Source organism: Acinetobacter sp. ACNIH3, assembly GCF_002918965.1.
Lineage (GTDB): Bacteria > Pseudomonadota > Gammaproteobacteria > Pseudomonadales > Moraxellaceae > Acinetobacter > Acinetobacter schindleri.
This window is the reverse complement of record NZ_PQLP01000001.1, coordinates 205,891-223,665: the sequence shown is the minus strand read 5'-3', so window position 1 is coordinate 223,665 and position 17,775 is coordinate 205,891. Positions and strand designations below refer to the sequence as shown.

General features: G+C 45.3%; 15 protein-coding genes. 4 read left to right on the top strand and 11 right to left on the bottom strand.

The window, feature by feature from the left end:
- Window positions 1–240 precede the first annotated feature (240 nt).
- Window positions 241–2,802: a glycerol-3-phosphate 1-O-acyltransferase PlsB gene (gene plsB, locus C3420_RS01095; protein ID WP_004896151.1), complete on the top strand. Its 2,562-nt coding sequence runs from the start codon at window positions 241–243 to the stop codon at window positions 2,800–2,802.
- 119 nt (window positions 2,803–2,921) lie between these two features.
- Here plsB and C3420_RS01090 read toward each other — a convergent pair whose 3' ends face one another.
- On the bottom strand, window positions 2,922–3,740 hold the full coding sequence (locus tag C3420_RS01090) for an NAD-dependent epimerase/dehydratase family protein (RefSeq protein ID WP_103799836.1): 819 nt from the start codon (window positions 3,738–3,740) through the stop codon (window positions 2,922–2,924).
- A 34-nt stretch (window positions 3,741–3,774) separates the two neighbouring features.
- On the opposite strand from C3420_RS01090, the gene recG reads away from it, so the two are divergent.
- Together recG and C3420_RS01080 are read left to right on the top strand one after the other, a co-directional pair.
- Complete coding sequence (recG, locus tag C3420_RS01085; protein ID WP_103799835.1) at window positions 3,775–5,820, top strand: ATP-dependent DNA helicase RecG; 2,046 nt, start codon at window positions 3,775–3,777, stop codon at window positions 5,818–5,820.
- Window positions 5,807–6,442 (top strand): ComF family protein, encoded by a 636-nt coding sequence (locus C3420_RS01080; protein ID WP_103799834.1) that lies wholly within the window; start codon window positions 5,807–5,809, stop codon window positions 6,440–6,442. Before recG ends, C3420_RS01080 begins: the two co-directional genes overlap by 14 nt.
- Window position 6,443: 1 nt before the next feature.
- Here C3420_RS01080 and C3420_RS01075 read toward each other — a convergent pair whose 3' ends face one another.
- Window positions 6,444–6,845, bottom strand: coding sequence for an NUDIX hydrolase (locus tag C3420_RS01075; RefSeq protein WP_076754388.1), 402 nt, complete (start codon window positions 6,843–6,845; stop codon window positions 6,444–6,446).
- A 31-nt stretch (window positions 6,846–6,876) separates the two neighbouring features.
- Window positions 6,877–7,467 (bottom strand): TIGR00730 family Rossman fold protein, encoded by a 591-nt coding sequence (locus C3420_RS01070; protein WP_103799833.1) that lies wholly within the window; start codon window positions 7,465–7,467, stop codon window positions 6,877–6,879.
- A 153-nt stretch (window positions 7,468–7,620) separates the two neighbouring features.
- Here C3420_RS01070 and C3420_RS01065 point away from each other — a divergent pair, with 153 nt between their 5' ends.
- A complete protein-coding gene (locus tag C3420_RS01065) occupies window positions 7,621–8,634 on the top strand; it encodes a CorA family divalent cation transporter (protein WP_004809844.1) in 1,014 nt (337 codons plus the stop codon).
- Window positions 8,635–8,901: 267 nt separating this feature from the next.
- Here C3420_RS01065 and C3420_RS01060 read toward each other — a convergent pair whose 3' ends face one another.
- The 8 genes from C3420_RS01060 to dxs all read right to left on the bottom strand — a co-directional run bounded on the left by C3420_RS01060 (window position 8,902) and on the right by dxs (window position 17,706).
- On the bottom strand, window positions 8,902–9,192 hold the full coding sequence (locus C3420_RS01060) for an STAS domain-containing protein (RefSeq protein ID WP_004896164.1): 291 nt from the start codon (window positions 9,190–9,192) through the stop codon (window positions 8,902–8,904).
- A 12-nt stretch (window positions 9,193–9,204) separates the two neighbouring features.
- Complete coding sequence (locus tag C3420_RS01055; RefSeq protein WP_103799832.1) at window positions 9,205–9,840, bottom strand: MlaC/ttg2D family ABC transporter substrate-binding protein; 636 nt, start codon at window positions 9,838–9,840, stop codon at window positions 9,205–9,207.
- Between the two features lie 17 nt (window positions 9,841–9,857).
- Window positions 9,858–10,535 (bottom strand): outer membrane lipid asymmetry maintenance protein MlaD, encoded by a 678-nt coding sequence (locus C3420_RS01050; RefSeq protein ID WP_103799831.1) that lies wholly within the window; start codon window positions 10,533–10,535, stop codon window positions 9,858–9,860.
- Entirely contained in the window at window positions 10,535–11,314 is a 780-nt protein-coding gene (mlaE, locus tag C3420_RS01045) for a lipid asymmetry maintenance ABC transporter permease subunit MlaE (protein WP_004809853.1), read from the bottom strand. The genes C3420_RS01050 and mlaE overlap by 1 nt, the downstream gene beginning before the upstream one ends.
- The gene (locus C3420_RS01040) at window positions 11,311–12,129 is read right to left on the bottom strand and encodes an ABC transporter ATP-binding protein (RefSeq protein ID WP_048881808.1); all 819 of its coding nucleotides are present in this window, start codon (window positions 12,127–12,129) and stop codon (window positions 11,311–11,313) included. Before C3420_RS01040 ends, mlaE begins: the two co-directional genes overlap by 4 nt.
- A 402-nt stretch (window positions 12,130–12,531) precedes the next feature.
- Window positions 12,532–14,400, bottom strand: coding sequence for a DEAD/DEAH box helicase (locus C3420_RS01035; RefSeq protein WP_103799830.1), 1,869 nt, complete (start codon window positions 14,398–14,400; stop codon window positions 12,532–12,534).
- Window positions 14,401–14,850: 450 nt separating this feature from the next.
- Window positions 14,851–15,681 (bottom strand): inositol monophosphatase family protein, encoded by an 831-nt coding sequence (locus C3420_RS01030; protein WP_004809859.1) that lies wholly within the window; start codon window positions 15,679–15,681, stop codon window positions 14,851–14,853.
- A gap of 120 nt (window positions 15,682–15,801) precedes the next feature.
- Window positions 15,802–17,706 (bottom strand): 1-deoxy-D-xylulose-5-phosphate synthase, encoded by a 1,905-nt coding sequence (gene dxs, locus C3420_RS01025; RefSeq protein ID WP_103799829.1) that lies wholly within the window; start codon window positions 17,704–17,706, stop codon window positions 15,802–15,804.
- Window positions 17,707–17,775: the final 69 nt, after the last annotated feature.

Below are 17,775 nucleotides of genomic sequence, written 5' to 3'. Positions count from 1 at the left end.
AATGTGCTTCATTTCTGGTAATATTCTGCCATAAATTCTGAGTAAATCCCTAGAGATTGACTGACTGACCTGTCATTCACTTTGTAGATGTTCCGATAAAAAAAACGTTTTTTCACGTTAAAATCAAAGAACTTTTGTAGAATTTGTTAGAAAATGACATATTGTTTTCAAATACAATCTATCAAAATAGATCCCCCCTCAGAAATCCTGTGGTTCTGGTCAGTAAAATTAGGAGTAGGTATGTCCAAGAGTGGCTTTGGTCAAATGTATCGCAAGCTTTCAAGTAAGATGCTTGAACTTGTGGTTACCCCGCATGTACTTGGGGAAGTACCAACGGAAGTCCCTGCTCCAGCGGCTGACCAGCAAGATCAGAAAAAGATTGTCTGTTATGTTCTGCAAAACCATTCTCGCAGTAATGCGCTGGTGGTAGATGGTGAAACCCGTCGTCTCAAATTGCCTGCTGCACTTGATCCAATGGATTTAGGTACGCGCCGGGAAAAAGCTTCGGTATTGTTCCTGCAATATCATGATGAAAGCAATCTGCTGAGCTCACCGCCACATGCTTTTCCACCACGTCTGCTGCGTCTGATTGAAGCACTGGAACAGAATCCAGAACTGGATGTGGAACTGATTCCGGTGACCGTGCTATGGGGTCGTGAGCCAGAGAAAGAAGATTCCTGGTTCAAATTGTTATTTACCGACACCTGGTCAACACCAAGCAAGATGAAACAGCTGGTGAATATTGGCCTGCATGGTCGTCAGTCTTATCTGGAGTTCCATGAAGCACAGTCTCTGCGTGCACTGATTGATCATGCCAAAGTGACACATCCAAACCTGTCTCCAGCAACTTATATTGTCAGTACCTTGAATGACTATCTGGATGCCCAACGTGAAGTAGTGCTGGGACCTGACCTTTCAGATCGCCGTAATGTGATGCAGGGTCTGATTAAATCTCCAGATGTGCAGGCGGCTATCCGTAATGAAAGTATCCGCAGCAAGATCAGTGTGGATGAAGCTGAACGCCGTGCCATTGGTTATTTAAATGAAATCGTATCAGATTATTCCAACTCAACCGTACGTTTTGCTGATAAGGCCCTGACCCGTCTCTGGACTCAGCTCTATGACGGCATTGATGTACATAACTTCAGTACGGTACGTGAACTGGCGAAAGACTATGAAATTGTCTATGCACCATGTCACCGTAGTCATATCGACTACCTGTTATTGTCTTATGTGATTTATCGTCGTGGTCTGATGGTGCCGTATATCGCAGCGGGTGATAACCTGAACATGCCATTTGTTGGCCAGATCTTGCGTGGCGGTGGTGCCTTCTTTATCCGCCGTACTTTCCGCGGTAATGCACTTTATACAACAGTTTTCAAAGAATATCTGTATAGCGTTCTGTCACGTAATACTCCACTGGAATACTTTATTGAAGGGGGCCGTTCACGTACCGGCCGTCTGTTGCCACCGAAAACCGGTATGCTGGCAATGACCGTGCATGGTCATTTGCGTGGCAAAGCGAAGCCTATCGTATTTGTACCCACCTATATCGGCTATGAACGTCTGATGGAAGGTGCAACTTATGTAGGTGAAATGAACGGTAAGGAAAAAGAAGCGGAATCTATTTTTGGCATCCTAAAAACCTTGCGCAAGATTGAACGTATTTTCGGTAAGGTACATCTGAATTTTGGTGAACCCGTCTTTCTGGATGACATGCTGAAACAGCATGGTGCAGATGAAATCAAGATTGAAAAGAATGATGATCCAATCCCGCCAGCAGTATCTGAAGCAGTAAATAGTTCTGCACAGGCAATTCTGGAAAATATTAACCGTGCAGCCGTCATTAACCCAGTATCCCTGTTGTCACTCATTTTATTAGCGACACCAAAACACACACTGGATGAGGCGATTTGTATCAAACAGTTAGATACTTATCGTAATCTGCTGACGTCTTTGCCATATGATGAACGTATGCAAGTGACGCCGTTGTCAGGGAAAGAAATCATTGCCTATGCAATGAAGTTAAAACTGATCAAACGCGTCAATCATGTGCTGGGCAATATTATCGCTATCGAAGATAATCAGGCAATTTTACTGACCTATTTCCGCAACAATATTGTGCATGCTTTTGTATTACCATCACTGGTAGCCGCCCTGGTAAATCATAATGGCATTATTCGCCGTGATGATCTGGTAAATATCAGCAGCACGCTGTATCCATTCCTGAAAGCTGAACTGTTTCTGAAATGGCATGAAGATGAAATCAAGGTACCAGTAAACGCTTATATTGATGCCTTAATTGCAGCGAAGTTGATTGCACAGGATGGTGAAAATCTGGTTGCACCTACACCAAACAGCGAAGCGCATCATCAGCTAGAAGTTTTGGCTGCACCTGTCATGCAAAGTATCGAGCGCTATTACATGACGCTGGCACTGATTACCCAACGTGGTTCAGGCAATATCTCCACCCGTCAGGTTGAAGAATTAAGCCATCTGGTAGGTCAGCGTCTGTCTGTACTGTATGAATTCAATTCACCAGAATTCTTTGATAAGGCACTATTCCAAAGCTTTATCAAAACGCTAACTCAAAAAGGTTATATCAGTACCAATGAAGACAATGCGATTGTCTTTGATGAAAGCTTCAAAAATATCGCTCAGTATGCTGATCTGGTACTGGATGAAGTAAAGCTGCAAATGCTTCATAATCTTACAGCCTTTACGGATGAAGAATTGAAAGAAGCTTTGGATGCCTTGGCAGCTGAACAAGCCAAGAAGCGTGCGAAACGGAAGAAAAAGTAAGATTATTTAAGCTCCTTCTCCCTCTGGGATGAGAAGCACTGCTCGCGAGAGGGATGAGAGAAAATGTTTAAAAACTTACCTCTCCCTAACCCTCTCCTAAAAGGAGAGGGAACTCAACTTTATTCAAGATGAGTGGCTAACTTCATCAATTCTAAATAATCCTCATAACAGTCCGGATGCTTTAACTCATATCCCATTTTTTGCATACGGGTAGCATATAGTTTCTTCCCTGTCACCTGCTCACTGTCTACCTTTAATAAAGGCAATCTCATCTGCTGCTGAAACCATTGCAGAACTTCATGCAACAGTTGTGGCTGGTTATTGGTCAAAATATATGAAGATTCAAGATGTTCCACGTGAATCATCTCAGCCATAAAACGTGACAAGTCTTCAATATGAATCCGATTCGACCAGTGCAGATTTGGATAACTGGTCATAGATCGTGCCATTTTTTCCAAGCGTGCAACTGAAGTTCCATAAATCCCACTTGGGCGGATGATCGTACATTGGTCTGGATAAGCAGCTAAATAAGTCTGCTCCATTTGATGCAGGACTTTGCCTTGCGGATCATTCGGATAAATTGCACTGTCATCACCCACCTGCTCTCCGGCATTCTCACCATAGACCCGGGTGGAAGATACAACAACCAGACGTTGTATCGGATGGGATTTTAGCGCCCTAACAATTGGACCGACTGAGTCCAGATAAGTCTGCTGATAAGCTTCGAGCGTACTTTGGTCAGGACTGAGCAAGACGTAGACCCAGTCAATCGGTGCAAGGCTGATTAAATCGAGCTGATGCACATCCTGAACATGATGAGTGGCACAGGAATCTGTTTTCGCACTGCGACTGATTGTGCTAATTTGATGACCTTGCTCAAATAATTGTTTAGCTATGCGTGCGGATGTTTTACCATAACCGATAAATAAAATATGCATTCAGCACCGAATCACAAAACCTGGTTGAGGGGACATGGCTGCAGTCCATCAGTTACAAGGTGTCGGCAATGCCGCCGCCACATTACTTGAAAAATTAAATCTGTTCACAACTGATGATTTGCTCTTTCATCTGCCACGTGACTACGAAGACCGTAGCACGATCATTCCCATGAATCAATTGACTGTGGGACGTAGCTATTTGCTGGAAGGTATTGTCAAAGGCGTAGATTTTCCACCAGGTAAACGCAAGTCCATGGCCGTACTGCTGGATGATGATTGCGGCAAGGTGACGCTACGTTTCTATCATATCTATAAAGGCATTACCGACCGCTGCAAAGTTGGTGCAAGATTAAGAGTTTTTGGCGAAGTGCGTGTTGGTGCCCGTGGCCTGGAAATGTATCACCCCGAATTACAGGTCATTACTGAACATACCCCACTTCCGCAGACACAACTTACGGCGATCTATCCGGCAACTGAAGGCCTGACCCAACCCAAATTACGTGAATATATCAAGCAGGCGCTCGCCCTACACAGTGATGATCTGCCGGAACTGTTACCAGCTCAATTCAGCAATGGCTATGACCTGAAGCAGGCACTGGAATATATTCATCATCCTCCAGTCGATGCCAATATGTTGCAGCTGGCACAGGGTTCCCACCCCGCCCAGCAGCGTTTGATCTTTGAGGAACTGGTCGCGCATCAGATCAGTTTACTGACCCGCCGTGCCTTTATTCAGCAGATTGAAGCGCCTGCATTTTCACCAAGTAAGCGTTATGCCAAACTGTTGCTCGCGGGTCTACCTTTTGAAATGACGGGGGCGCAAAAACGTGTTTCACGAGAAGTTGCCCATGACATGAAAGGCAACAAACCGATGTTGCGTCTGGTACAGGGCGATGTCGGTGCAGGTAAAACATTGGTTGCTGGTGTGGCAGCCTGTCATGCTCTGGAAGAAGGCTGGCAAGTGGCCCTCATGGCACCAACCGAAATTCTGGCAGAACAGCATTATCTGAATTTTAAAAAATGGTTTGAGCCACTGGGACTGACTGTTTCCTGGTTATCTGGCAAACAAAAAGGTAAAGCTCGTACTGCGGCAGAACAAAGCATTAGAGATGGTAGTGCCAATCTGGTGGTCGGCACCCATGCCTTGTTTCAGGAAAATGTCGAGTTTGCCAAATTGGGGCTGGTAATTATTGATGAACAGCATCGCTTTGGTGTGGATCAGCGTCTGGCTCTACGCAATAAAGGGCTGGATGGCATGTCACCGCATCAACTGGTCATGACGGCGACACCAATTCCACGTACGCTTGCCATGTCTGCGTATGGCGATCTGGACACTTCAGTTATTGATGAACTGCCACCAGGTCGTACCCCGATCCAAACCGTAACTATCCCACTGGATCGCCGTGAAGAAGTACTACAGCGTATTGCCACTAACTGTGCTGAAGGCAAGCAGGCCTATTGGGTCTGTACTCTGGTCGAACAGTCAGAAACGTTGGATGCCCAAGCAGCAGAAGCCACTTTTGCCGAAATTAAGGAACGCTTCCCGGAAATCAATATTGGTCTGGTCCATGGCAAGATGAGGCCTGATGAAAAGCAGGCAGTGATGCAACAATTTAAAAATAATGAATTGCAGCTATTGATTGCCACGACCGTGATTGAGGTGGGTGTCGATGTACCGAATGCTTCTCTGATGGTGATTGAGAATGCCGAGCGTCTCGGACTCTCACAACTGCATCAGCTGCGTGGACGTGTTGGTCGGGGTGCCAAAGCCAGTTTCTGTGTACTCCTGTATAAGCATCCCCTTTCTCAGAATGGTCAGGAACGTTTGCGTATCATGCGTGAAACCAATGACGGTTTTATCATCGCGGAAAAGGATCTGGAACTGCGTGGTCCAGGTGAACTGCTTGGCACCAAACAAACTGGAGATATGGGTTTCCGGGTAGCCAAGCTGGAACGCGATGACCACCTACTCAATCAGGCACATTATGTGGCGCAGCAGATGTTAAAGGATTATCCGAAACAGGCCGATGCGTTATTAAAACGCTGGTTACCTGAGGCGCCACGTTATGCTTATGTCTAAGCTGATTCAGCAAGGCAAGCATTGGCTGGGCAAGTTACAGCCTTGCCAGCTTTGTCACAACGATTATCAAACAATTCACTCAGTATGCCAGGATTGCTGGAACCAGCTACCTTGGGCACGTCAGACCATCCAGCGCCAGGAAATGCAGGTACAGATTGCCTGCCATTATGATTATCCGATAGATCGTCTGATTCAGTTGTTCAAATATGAACAGAAGCTTTATCTGGAAAACTTGTTAGCAGGCGCGCTTATCAGTTTAAAACTTCCCAAAGTCAGCGCAGTCGTTCCGATGCCAATCTCGACAGACAAACTGGTACAGCGTGGCTATAACCAGTCCTTACTGCTGGCTAAACAGGTCGCAAAGCATCTCAAGGTTCCAGTATGGCAACCGGTAAGCCGGCTCAAACAGCATTCACAAAAAGGCTTAAGCCGCCTGGAACGGATTGAAGATATTGAAGCACAATTTCAGATCAGTACATCATCAAAATTGCGTTATCGTAAAGTACTGATTATTGATGATGTGGTAACAACTGGTAGTTCAATTCGTGCACTTAATCAGAAGCTCGAAGAACTTGGCTGCCAGCAAATTTATACAGCCTGTGTCGCAGGTGCAAAGCTTTAAATTAAGCTTGGGCTAAAAGATTTGACTTCACCCATGGAATTACAATTTCTGTGGTTAACGGGGCCAGTGCTAAGTCTCGTTCATTGAGATCAATCCATTTCATCTCGGCAATCTCCGCCTCAATTTTGGGCATTTGATCCAGTTTGACCAGATATACATAACTGACCAGTTGGTGGTCGGGTTCATTCGCGGTCTTCGTTTCAAAACGACCCACAAATTGCTGCACTTCAGCCTGACAGCAGATTTCCTCCTGAATTTCACGAACAATCGTCACTTCAGGTGCTTCATTCGGTTCCAGCTTGCCACCCACCTGCATAAAGCAGCTGGTGCCTTTCTTACGCACAACCAATAATTGCTGTGCTTCATTCAGTACAATGCCGGCGGCAACAGTAATAACTTTCATAACAACTCAAATTTAAAAATGATCAATGGGCTTATTTCACGAGATCTTGCTGATCAACCATCCCCCATTTCGCTTGCGGTGGTTGATAATTCTCAAAAGCATCCAGAATTGTTTCAATTTCTTCACTGACAATGAGTTTCTCGGTAAAACGTGCCTTGGTAAAACCCTGTTCAGTCGTGTGCTGAATAAATTGAATCAAACCGGTATAGAAGTTTTCTGCATTTAAAAATGCGCATGGCTTTTCATGAATACCGAGCTGTGCCCAGGTCCATTGCTCAAAGATTTCTTCCAGTGTTCCTACACCACCCGGTATCGCAATAAAACCATCTGCCAGTTCTGACATTTTGGTTTTGCGCTCGTGCATATTTTCAACAATATGCAGTTCAGTCAGACCAGGATGGGCCAGTTCACGGTCTACCAGCTGTTTTGGAATCACCCCAATCACTTGGCCGCCCGCAGCCAGAGTACTGTCCGCAACAATTCCCATCAAGCCTGAACGGCCACCACCATAAATCAGAGTTTGCTGTCTAGATGCCAGCGTCTGGCCGACTTTTTCAGCAATCTCGGTATAAACAGGAGCGATCCCCAGTGCGGAACCACAAAAAATTGCGATAGAATTCATCATTTTTCACCATTTAGTTCTAGCTGTATCGCAAGGAATCCCTGATCGAAGCTTTTTTTGAAAAAATAACTGTTCAATCAGTGTTTTTATTCAATTCCTTGTCTAAAATACACCCATTCCAATTTACATACTGCGCAAGGGAGAAAAGACAGCATGCTTGAAGCCTTTTATGCCACAGAGCGCGGTAGCCTAGAAGATGCCACTATTAATGGCGACTTTGATTTACATCAAGATTTGGTTTGGGTTGATCTGATTGCTCCTTCACAGGAAGAGCAGCAATGGATCATGGATGCTTATGAGCAAAATCTTCCTACGCTCAAATCATTAGAAGACATTTCATCCAGTGCCCGATTCTACCGCGATGATGACGGTATTTTGCATATCAGCACTTATTTTTTAACGAAAAATAAAAACTATCAGGTCGAAGAAGATACTGAAGATCAATCCAGCATTTTAGCCACGGTGCAAACCGTCGCCTTCATTCTGCATAAAGATCGGCTGTTTACCTTGCGTGGGGAAAAACTGGTCGCGTTCCGTGCCTTTCGTGCTCGTGCGCGCCGCAATGATTATGAGATTGATTATAAGGATCCGACCTGGATTCTACTTGGCCTGCTTGAAGCCAAGCTGGATGAGCTGGCGGATATTCTGGAAGATGTGCACAAGGATCTGGAAAAATACTCAACCGAAGTTCTGAATAACCGCCATCGTGAACAGATTCTGGATCTGGATGACATGATTACCCGTCTGGCACAGCTCGAGGATATGCTTGGAAAAGCCCAGCTCTGTCTGATCGATTTACGCCGGGTACTGACCTTCCTGTCCCGTCCACGGGCGCTCGGTAGTCATATCTACGATGCGGACATTCGAGAGCTCAGTGAAGATGTACGCTCTCTGGTTGAGCATGATGCGTTCCTGTTCCAAAAGGTGCGATTCCTGCTCGATACCACTTCCGGATTCATTAATACCGAACAGAATGACACAATCCGTCGATTCTCGATCTTGCCAAGTATGCTTGCGCCACCAATGCTGATTGCGAGTATTTATGGGATGAACACAGAAGTTCTGCCTTTTGCACATGGCACCACCAGCTTTATTATTGTCGGGCTGATTCTGGTCGCATTCTTTATTGGACCGTTGATTTACTTTAGATGGAAGAAATGGATTTGAGCGAGCTTTGAGGCCCTGCTTCAAAGCAAAGCGCAAGAAATCTCTGTATTTAATTTATATCTATTTAATCCCTGATCAACTTCTCTCTAAAAAAGTGAAGAAAATTCCCCCTCCTTTTCCAGAGGAGGAGTTAGGTGAGAATTTTCACCCTCTCTTTAACTCTCCCTGAGAAAGAGGACTTGCAATCTATACTTAGATCTATTTGATTTTCATTATTTTTTTAAAATCTAATCACAATAAAAAAGCACCTTTCGGTGCTTTTTCTTTTTACTGAATGATCTGTAAATCATTCTCTAGGTGACAGGACTGTATGATCTTCATCACTTTTGCAGGAACGGCTTTAAACTGCAATCCTTTGGCTTGTGGCGTCTGACGTAACCATCTGACCAATATCGCTAAAGCCAAAGTACTGCCGCTTTCAAGCTCAGCCAGATTTACCACAATAGGAAAAACTGTCTGTGACTGAATTTCACGCAGCCCCTGTTCATAGTATTGCTGCGCATTGTTATAGTCGATTTTGCCTACAACATGCAGTTCCTGATTACTGAATTTGATCACAGTTCACCTATCTTATTTTTTCTTTTCAACCGCTGCTTCTGCATCTGGCTTGAAGTTTGCGATTGCTTTATCCAGGTTACCGCCATTACGTTTTACAGTCGCTGCAAACTGGTTACGGAACTGTAAACCTAGATCGATACCAGACACGTTGATATTACGGATTTTCCATTGTGAACCTTTATCGGCCAACTGGAAAGAAACCGGAATTTTCTCGCCATTATTATGGAAATCAATGGTTACAACTGGATTTTTGCTACCCGTGTCTTTGTACGGACGCATGGTATAAGACTGGTTGGTATATTTGGCAAATGCTGAACCATAATTTTCAGTCAGCGTTTCACGGAAATTACGTTCAAACTGAGCACGCTGTGCAGCAGAGCTATACTGATTAGTTGCATACGTTCCCATCACAATGCGGGTAAATGCTTGTGAATCGATATATGGATCAAGATTCTGACGAATAATAGTTTTCACCAGTGCCGGATTGCTCTGCAACTTGCTATGGTCTGCTTTCAGACGAGCCACCAGATTGTCTGCAACTTTCTTGATAAATGCAGGTGGTGCTTCAGCCGGTGCAGCGAAAACACTTCCCATCGCCATAGTAGATAGAATGCTTGCTGCAAGGGTTTGCTTTACTAAAATATTCACTCAAATTTCCTCAATCATTATTCAACAAATGCAGGTTCTGCATCTGTAGCTTCAGAAGTTACTGCATCAGCAGATGCCTCCTGAGTTTCTGATGACTTACTGCCTGCTCCACCTGTCACGAATTTGGTAATTAAATCTTCAATTTCCATCGTGCCTTGGGTATTGGCAATATGATCACCACGTTTCAAATAATTCAGACCGCCGCCTGGAATAATTTTCAAATACTTTTCACCCAGCAAACCATTGGTTGCTACCATAATGTAAGCATCTTCATCAATATTGGTAATGGATGTCATGTTGTCTAAGAGTTGCTTTTCCATTGCTTTTTGTTGCGCAGGTGCCGCAGCTTCATAGTCAGTGCTGTAACGTAACTCATCTAGGGCTTCTTGCTGTACTTTCTTTAACTGTTCAGCATTAAATGATGTCAATGAACCATCTAGCGTCATATGTACAGTGGCTAATCGGGTGACTGGATCAAGTGTAATCGTATCGACCTGACCGACTTTCACACCGCTTAAAGCCACTTTGGTACGTGGCTTAATGCCATTTACATTTTCAAAAGTTGCTGTCATTTTATAGCTGTCGGCAATATTGGTTCCGACCAAACCACTGACACGCATTGCCAGGAAGAAAATTGCAATTCCAAACAGAATGACAAAAACACCAACGGCCAGCTCACTGGTACGTGATTTCATTAAACACCTCCGAACATGACCGCAGTCAACACGAAATCAAAACCTAAAACACACAACGATGAATACACCACAGTACGTGTTGTGGACGTTGCAATCCCTTCAGATGTCGGTTCACAGGCATAACCCTGATAGACCGCAATCCATGTACAAATCAATGCAAATACAAAACTTTTAATGATGGTACCGTTAAAGATATCCTTGTAGAACTGCACGGTACTTTCCATGCCGCTCCAGTACGCACCTTCATCTGCGCCAAGGAAATCTACACCGACCATTTTACCGCCCATAATCCCCACGGCAGCAAAAATTACGGACAGCATAGGCAGACTGAAAATCCCTGCCCAAAGACGTGGTGAAATGACCCTTTTCAGCGGATCAACCCCAATCATCTCCATGCTGGATAACTGTTCAGTGGCTTTCATCAGACCGATTTCGGCTGTCAATGCGGAACCGGCACGACCGGCAAACAGTAAAGCGGCCACAACAGGTGCCAGTTCGCGTAATAAGGTTAGAGCTACTGCGGTACCTAACATCGCCTCACTGCCGAAGGTCGCCAGAATGGTATACATCTGCAAACCGAGGACAGCACCAATAAACAGACCCGAAACTACGATGATCAGTAAAGAGAGCACCCCAACACGATACATCTGGTAGACAAATAGCTTAAACCCCAGCCAGGTTGGCATCGAAATCAGAATTTGCAACAGCATTAGGGTCGCAACCCCAATCCCGCGCACACGTTCTATGACACGTCTACCCAATAAGGCAATTGCATTCATGAACGCACCTCATCACTTAAATAAGCCGCATGACTAAACTGATAATCCACAGGCCCCTCAACGGAACCCGTCAGGAACTGCTGAACAAATGCAGAAGGATGTGCTTTTAATTCTTCAGGTGTACCTTCGCCCTGGATCTTCCCTTCTGCCACTACGTAAATGTAGTCCGCAATGGATAGAGTTTCTGCTACATCATGCGAAACGATAATTGTAGTCAGGTCTAATGCTTCACGCAGGGAACGAATCAGACGTGTTAATACGCCCATCACAATCGGGTCTTGCCCGGCGAATGGTTCGTCATACATGATCAGCTCTGGGTCAAGTGCAATCGCACGTGCTAGAGCCACACGACGGTTCATACCACCAGATAATTCAGAGGGCATCATCTGCTCTGCACCGCGCAGACCGACAGATTCCAGCTTGAGCGCCACGATTTCTGCGATCAAGTGCTCAGGCAATTTGGTATGTGCACGAATCGGGAAAGCGACATTTTCATAGACACTCATATCTGTAAACAATGCACCGCTCTGGAATAACATACCCATACGTGCACGTGCAGCAAATAGCTCGTGACGTGACATGCGTGCGATATCCTTGCCATCCAGCAACACCTGTCCCTGATCTGGCGTTAGCTGTCCGCCAATAAGACGTAATAATGTAGTTTTACCGGTACCAGAAGGTCCCATAATGGCAGTGATCTGACCACGTCGAATGTTCAGGCTGACATTCTCATAAATCACACGTTCGCCTCGCTTGAAGCTCAAACCTTTCACTTCTATGAGTGATTGAGTCTCAAACGCTGTTTGATTTTTCATAGCTAAGCGTTTTCCTGCATTTTTTCAGCATGCGTACTATAAAGGATTAACTCTCTAAATGTTACCTTTTGATCGGAATGTTACAATGGCAAAAAGGCAATATCTGAATGAAAAAAATGAGAAAGCATGATTTATTTTTATAATTTTATCGCTTGCTTATATGTTCAATAATCATTCAATTATAAAAATTATAGAGAAAGAGAATGATGTTACATAAGATCAGGATCAGCGCAATATAAGGCATAATAACCTCATGGATATAACGAGCCAAGTGTGATTTTTGAGGATTAGTTATCATAACCGATTCAAATTCAGAAATGGCACACACTTTACCTAAAACTTTAAAAAAATGCATCCATAAAAAAACCAGCGTTATCGCTGGTTTTTTCTGGCTAGATTCAATTAGTCATTAAATTTGCGACGTGGACGGTCTTCACCGAACGAACGCTCACCACGTGGTTTGTCATCGAAGTTACGGCGTGGACGATCACCACCGAAATCACGTTTAGGACGGTCATCACCAAATGAACGTGCTGGACGGTCACCGAAGCCACCTTCACGACGTGGCGCCGGACGATCACCGAAATCACGTTTAGGACGATCCCCAAAACCACCCTCACGACGTGGCGCCGGACGATCACCGAAATCGCGTTTAGGACGGTCACCGAAAGAACCTTCACGACGTGGTTTGTAGTCTACGCGGTTGCCACGGTTGTCATCAGAACCTTCGAAACGAGGACGGTCGCCAAAATCACGTTTTGGACGGTCATCGAAAGAACGTTGCGGACGGTCACCGAAACCACTTTCACGACGTGAAGCTGGACGATCACCGAAGTCACGTTTAGGACGATCACCAAAACCGCCTTCACGACGTGGACGATCACTGTTGAAGTCACGACGTGGACGATCTTCGCCACCGAACGCAGGACGGTCGCCACGAGGTTTGTCATCGAAGCTACGACGTGGACGGTCATCACCACCATCACGACGTTTGAAGTTACCTTCACCTTCGAAACGACGACCACCGCCGAAGCCACCACGGCCGCCATCACGACCACGACCACGACCACGACCAGCGCCATCACGGCTACCGCGTGCAGGAGGTGGAGATGGCTCAAGACCTTCGATTTCAGATACTTCTAAACGAGCATCTAGGTAGTCTTCAAGCGCACGGATTTTACCGCGTTCACGGTAAGTCGCTAAAGTAATCGCTTTACCAGTACGGCCCGCACGACCTGTACGACCAATACGGTGTACATAGTCCTCGTTCTTCATTGGAAGACCGAAGTTGATGACGTGAGAGATTGTTGGTACGTCTAGACCACGTGCTGCAACGTCAGTTGCAACCAAGATTTTCGCACGACCTTCACGGATGCTGCGTAGACGACGGTTACGAACTGTCTGTGGCATTGCACCGTGAAGTGCTACTACTGATAGACCTGCTTCAGCAAGTTCTTCAGCCAGCATATCGGTATCTTCTTGCGTAGAAGCGAATACAACTGCCTGATCAACGTCTTCTTCGTTTAACCAGTGAGTCAGTAATTTTTTCTTGTGCTCAAAGCCATCAGTCCAGTGCAAAGTCTGAGTGATGTCAGTATTCGTAGAGTGACCAGTTTCGATCGCAATACGCTCTGGCTCATTCATCATGCGTTCAGCAAGCGTGATGATACGCGGTGCAAATGTAGCAGAGAACATCAAAGTCTGTTTACGGTTCGCAGCCAAGTCACCGATTGCCTCTAGGTCTTCAGAGAAACCAAGGTCTAACATACGGTCAGCTTCGTCGACGATTAACGCATCAACTTTGTCCAGTTTAATCTGGCGACGGTTAACGAGATCAAGTAAACGACCTGGTGTCGCAACTACAACTTGTGCACCTTTTAATTGTTGGATTTGTTTACCAAATGGCATACCACCCATGATTGCAGCAATACGAACACCTTTCATGTGACGTACAAATGCAATCGCATCCTGACAAACCTGTTGTGCAAGTTCACGTGTTGGTGAAATTACCAGGATATTTGGTTGAGTTACCGCTTTCATGCGTTCTTTGAACGGAACGAAAGTATCTTCAGTTGCAAGGCCATTCAATGTAGGGAGAAGGAAGGCTGCAGTTTTACCAGAACCAGTCTGGCTTGACACTAGAAGGTCTTTACCTTCAAGCGCCGCAGGAATAGATAGTTCCTGTACAGGTGTAGGCGCAGTAAAGCCTAGTGCTTGTAAAGCTTGTTGTAAGGTTTCGTGTAGAGGAAAATCAGCAAAAGTTTTGCTCATAGAGTCTTTCACCCGGAAATTGGGTGCTCCATTAAAAATAAAGTCAAATGAACATCGACAAAAAGCGGTACAGCAATATACGCTGAAAATAAGAGATCATTCAGCGGCGATCCGAGTAACGACGATGTGATATAACGCACGCATGATTACGGCATAACCTGAAGGAATCGCTTTAGCGATTGGGGCGCGAGATATCGTCCTCTCTTTGGACCGCACGCGCATACACAATGATAAGAAGAGAAATGTTCAGGTAACGAACAGAAATTAAGTGCGTGCGCGGATTATAGCAGGATTTAAAATAATGTCATTAAGTTTTATTGTTATTTTGTATTAATCTAAAATTAGTTGATATTTTAACCATATTTAGCAGAAAAAAATATTATCCAGTCATAAAAAAGGCATCCCTTAGGATGCCTCTTATATGTTTTAAACCAAAATGTCTAAACCCGATTATTTAGCTGCCTCGCCCCATGCAGGAACAACTGCCTGCATTAAAGGTTTCAGCATTTTCATAGAGCAGGCAATGACCTGACCTTTTTCCATAGATTCGCTGCCACCACGTGCATCAACCACTGTACCGCCCGCTTCTTTCACAATCAGTTCACCAGCAGCGATATCCCAAGGTTTCAAACCAAGTTCAAAGTAACCATCTAAACGACCTGCCGCAACATAAGCCAGATCCAGCGCAGCAGAACCTGCACGGCGGTATTGAGCACCTGCTTCAGTAACGTTTAATAGTGATTCGAAATGGTTTTTCGCATAAGACACCACTTCACCGCCACGTTGAGCACGGTAAGCATGACCGACTGCCAGGAAAGAATTCTGCAAGTTGTCTTTCACATTTACACGGATACGACGCTGGTTCAGCATCGCGCCACGACCACGACTTGCAGAGAATAGCTCGTCTTTCACAGGGTCATAAATAACACCGTGTTGGGTTACGCCTTTGTGCTGAACAGCAATAGAGATACAGAAATGCGGGAAACCGTTGATGAAGTTCAGTGTACCGTCAAGAGGATCAATCACCCAACACCATTCAGCGTCGTGACCTTTACCTTCTTGCAGACCAAACTCTTCACCAAGGAAGCTGTGATTTTTATAACTTTTACGCAGCGTATCGATAGTCAGTTGCTCCAGATAACGGTCAACACGCGTTACAGGACCATCAATGCCTTTTTCTTCGACTTGTAGATCGAGTTTATGACGATTTTGATGCGCTTTTAAAAGCTCTTGACCAACTAATTGAGCCGCACGCGCAGCCATCACCACCATAGGTTCCATTGAACACCCACTACAAATTTGAAGATATTGATAAAGAATAATGCATAAAAGCCCCTACATTTTAGCAAATATAAGGGCTTTTTGGGAAAAAAATGTGTCTAAAATTTTGAAGACGTTGTTTCAGACTGACTGGGTAAGTGAAGACCAAGCCTGATTCATTGACTTTTCAATGCCTTGAGCATCAAGTCCTGCCTGTTGCAGCATCTGTGCATGGGTCGCTTGCGCCATAAAGGTATCAGCAAGACCAAGATTTAAAATTGGTTTTACGATCTGCGCTTCAGCCAGATATTCATTGACTGCACTGCCCGCACCTGCCATCACTGCATGTTCTTCGACTGTCACGAACAGAGTGGTACTTTGCGAGATATCATCCAGCATTTGGGTATCCAGTGGTTTGATGAAACGCATATTCACCACACGTACTGCCACATCATGTTTTGCAGCAAAGGCTTGGGCTGCATCGATAGCGGCCTGCACTCGGCTACCAAATGCCAGTACAGAGATATAGTCATCATGCTGACTATTAAAGCTAGCCACGATTTCAGCCTGACCCATTGGTAATTCAACCATGTCTTGCTGAATCTCAACACCCAGACCACTCCCACGCGGATAACGTACTGCTGCCGGACCTTTATAGAGATACGCAGTATGTAGCATCTGGCGACATTCATTTTCGTCTTTTGGCGCCATGATCATCAGATTCGGAATGGTACGCATATAAGCATAGTCATATGCTCCGGCATGGGTCGGACCATCTTCACCAACCAGACCAGCACGATCGATAGCAAACGTCACATCCAGATTTTGTAGCGCCACATCATGTACTAACTGGTCATAACCACGTTGCAAAAACGTTGAATAGATCGCTACAACTGGCTTCAAACCTTCGCAAGCCATACCCGCTGCTAGCGTTACCGCATGCTGTTCTGCAATCGCGACATCAAAGAAACGCTCAGGATATTGCTTAGCAAATTCCACCATGCCTGAACCTTCACACATGGCTGGGGTAATGGCCAGCAAGCGGTCATCTTTCGCCGCTTCATCACACAACCATTGACCAAAGACATCAGAATATTTTGGTGCTGGATTTGCAGTAGATCCTGCATTTAAACGACTAATCGCATGATATTTAATTTGTTCTGCTTCTGCCGGAGCAAAGCCTTTGCCTTTTTTGGTATAGACATGAATCAGACGTGGACCTTTACGCTTTTTCAGTGCATTAAACACATGCACCAATTGACTCAGATCATGACCATCATAAGGACCAAAATAATCAAAACCAATCGCCTTAAACAGGTTATCGGCAGCATCAGTCGCGGCACAATGCAGACGTGAGTTATAGACCCATTCTGGATGCGGCTGAACGAAGGCTTCACCCTCTTCAGTAATATTCACCGACTCACCACGTTCCCACAGTGCAGCGAGATGCTTGGCAAAACCACCGGTACTGCAGGAAATCGACATGTCATTATCATTCAGCACCACCATCAGATCTGCATTGTGTGCGACGGCGTCATTCATGGCTTCAAAGGCCATACCTGCCGTCATTGCACCATCACCAATAATGGACACCACTTCACATGGATTCTTTTGATAGCGACGCGCCAAGGCCATGCCCAAGCCTGCTGAAATCGCAGTAGAAGAATGCCCTACCCCGAAAGTATCAAATTCAGATTCATCACGCGCCGGGAATGCGGCCAAGCCATCTTTGGCACGAATCGTGGTTAATTGCTCACGACGACCGGTTAAGGCTTTATGCGGATATGCCTGATGACCTACATCCCAGATCAGGCGGTCGTCTGGCGTATTGAAGCAATAGTGCAAAGCTACAGTCAGCTCAATCACCCCCAGATTGGCACCAAAATGCCCACCACTTTGTCCTGCAGCATACAAAATGTACTGACGTAACTCATCGGCCACCTGCTCAAGCTGATTTTGCTCAAGTGAACGCAATTGCTCTGGATGATCGATCGCATCAAGCAACGGTGTTACAGGGCGTTGAGTTGGTATTTCTGTATACAGCATAAATGGCAAAGCCTTCAAAAGCCTGGCAAATCCTAAGCTAGGTCTGTCTATGGGGAGTCCCGATCATAT

Coding starts and splice junctions, on each gene's coding strand:
- plsB (WP_004896151.1), top strand. CDS start 241: ATGTCCAAGAGTGGCTTTGGTCAAATGTATCGCAAGCTTTCAAGTAAG.
- C3420_RS01090 (WP_103799836.1), bottom strand. CDS start 3,740: ATGCATATTTTATTTATCGGTTATGGTAAAACATCCGCACGCATAGCT.
- recG (WP_103799835.1), top strand. CDS start 3,775: ATGGCTGCAGTCCATCAGTTACAAGGTGTCGGCAATGCCGCCGCCACA.
- C3420_RS01080 (WP_103799834.1), top strand. CDS start 5,807: ATGCTTATGTCTAAGCTGATTCAGCAAGGCAAGCATTGGCTGGGCAAG.
- C3420_RS01075 (WP_076754388.1), bottom strand. CDS start 6,845: ATGAAAGTTATTACTGTTGCCGCCGGCATTGTACTGAATGAAGCACAG.
- C3420_RS01070 (WP_103799833.1), bottom strand. CDS start 7,467: ATGAATTCTATCGCAATTTTTTGTGGTTCCGCACTGGGGATCGCTCCT.
- C3420_RS01065 (WP_004809844.1), top strand. CDS start 7,621: ATGCTTGAAGCCTTTTATGCCACAGAGCGCGGTAGCCTAGAAGATGCC.
- C3420_RS01050 (WP_103799831.1), bottom strand. CDS start 10,535: ATGAAATCACGTACCAGTGAGCTGGCCGTTGGTGTTTTTGTCATTCTG.
- mlaE (WP_004809853.1), bottom strand. CDS start 11,314: ATGAATGCAATTGCCTTATTGGGTAGACGTGTCATAGAACGTGTGCGC.
- C3420_RS01040 (WP_048881808.1), bottom strand. CDS start 12,129: ATGAAAAATCAAACAGCGTTTGAGACTCAATCACTCATAGAAGTGAAA.
- C3420_RS01035 (WP_103799830.1), bottom strand. CDS start 14,400: ATGAGCAAAACTTTTGCTGATTTTCCTCTACACGAAACCTTACAACAA.
- C3420_RS01030 (WP_004809859.1), bottom strand. CDS start 15,681: ATGGAACCTATGGTGGTGATGGCTGCGCGTGCGGCTCAATTAGTTGGT.
- dxs (WP_103799829.1), bottom strand. CDS start 17,706: ATGCTGTATACAGAAATACCAACTCAACGCCCTGTAACACCGTTGCTT.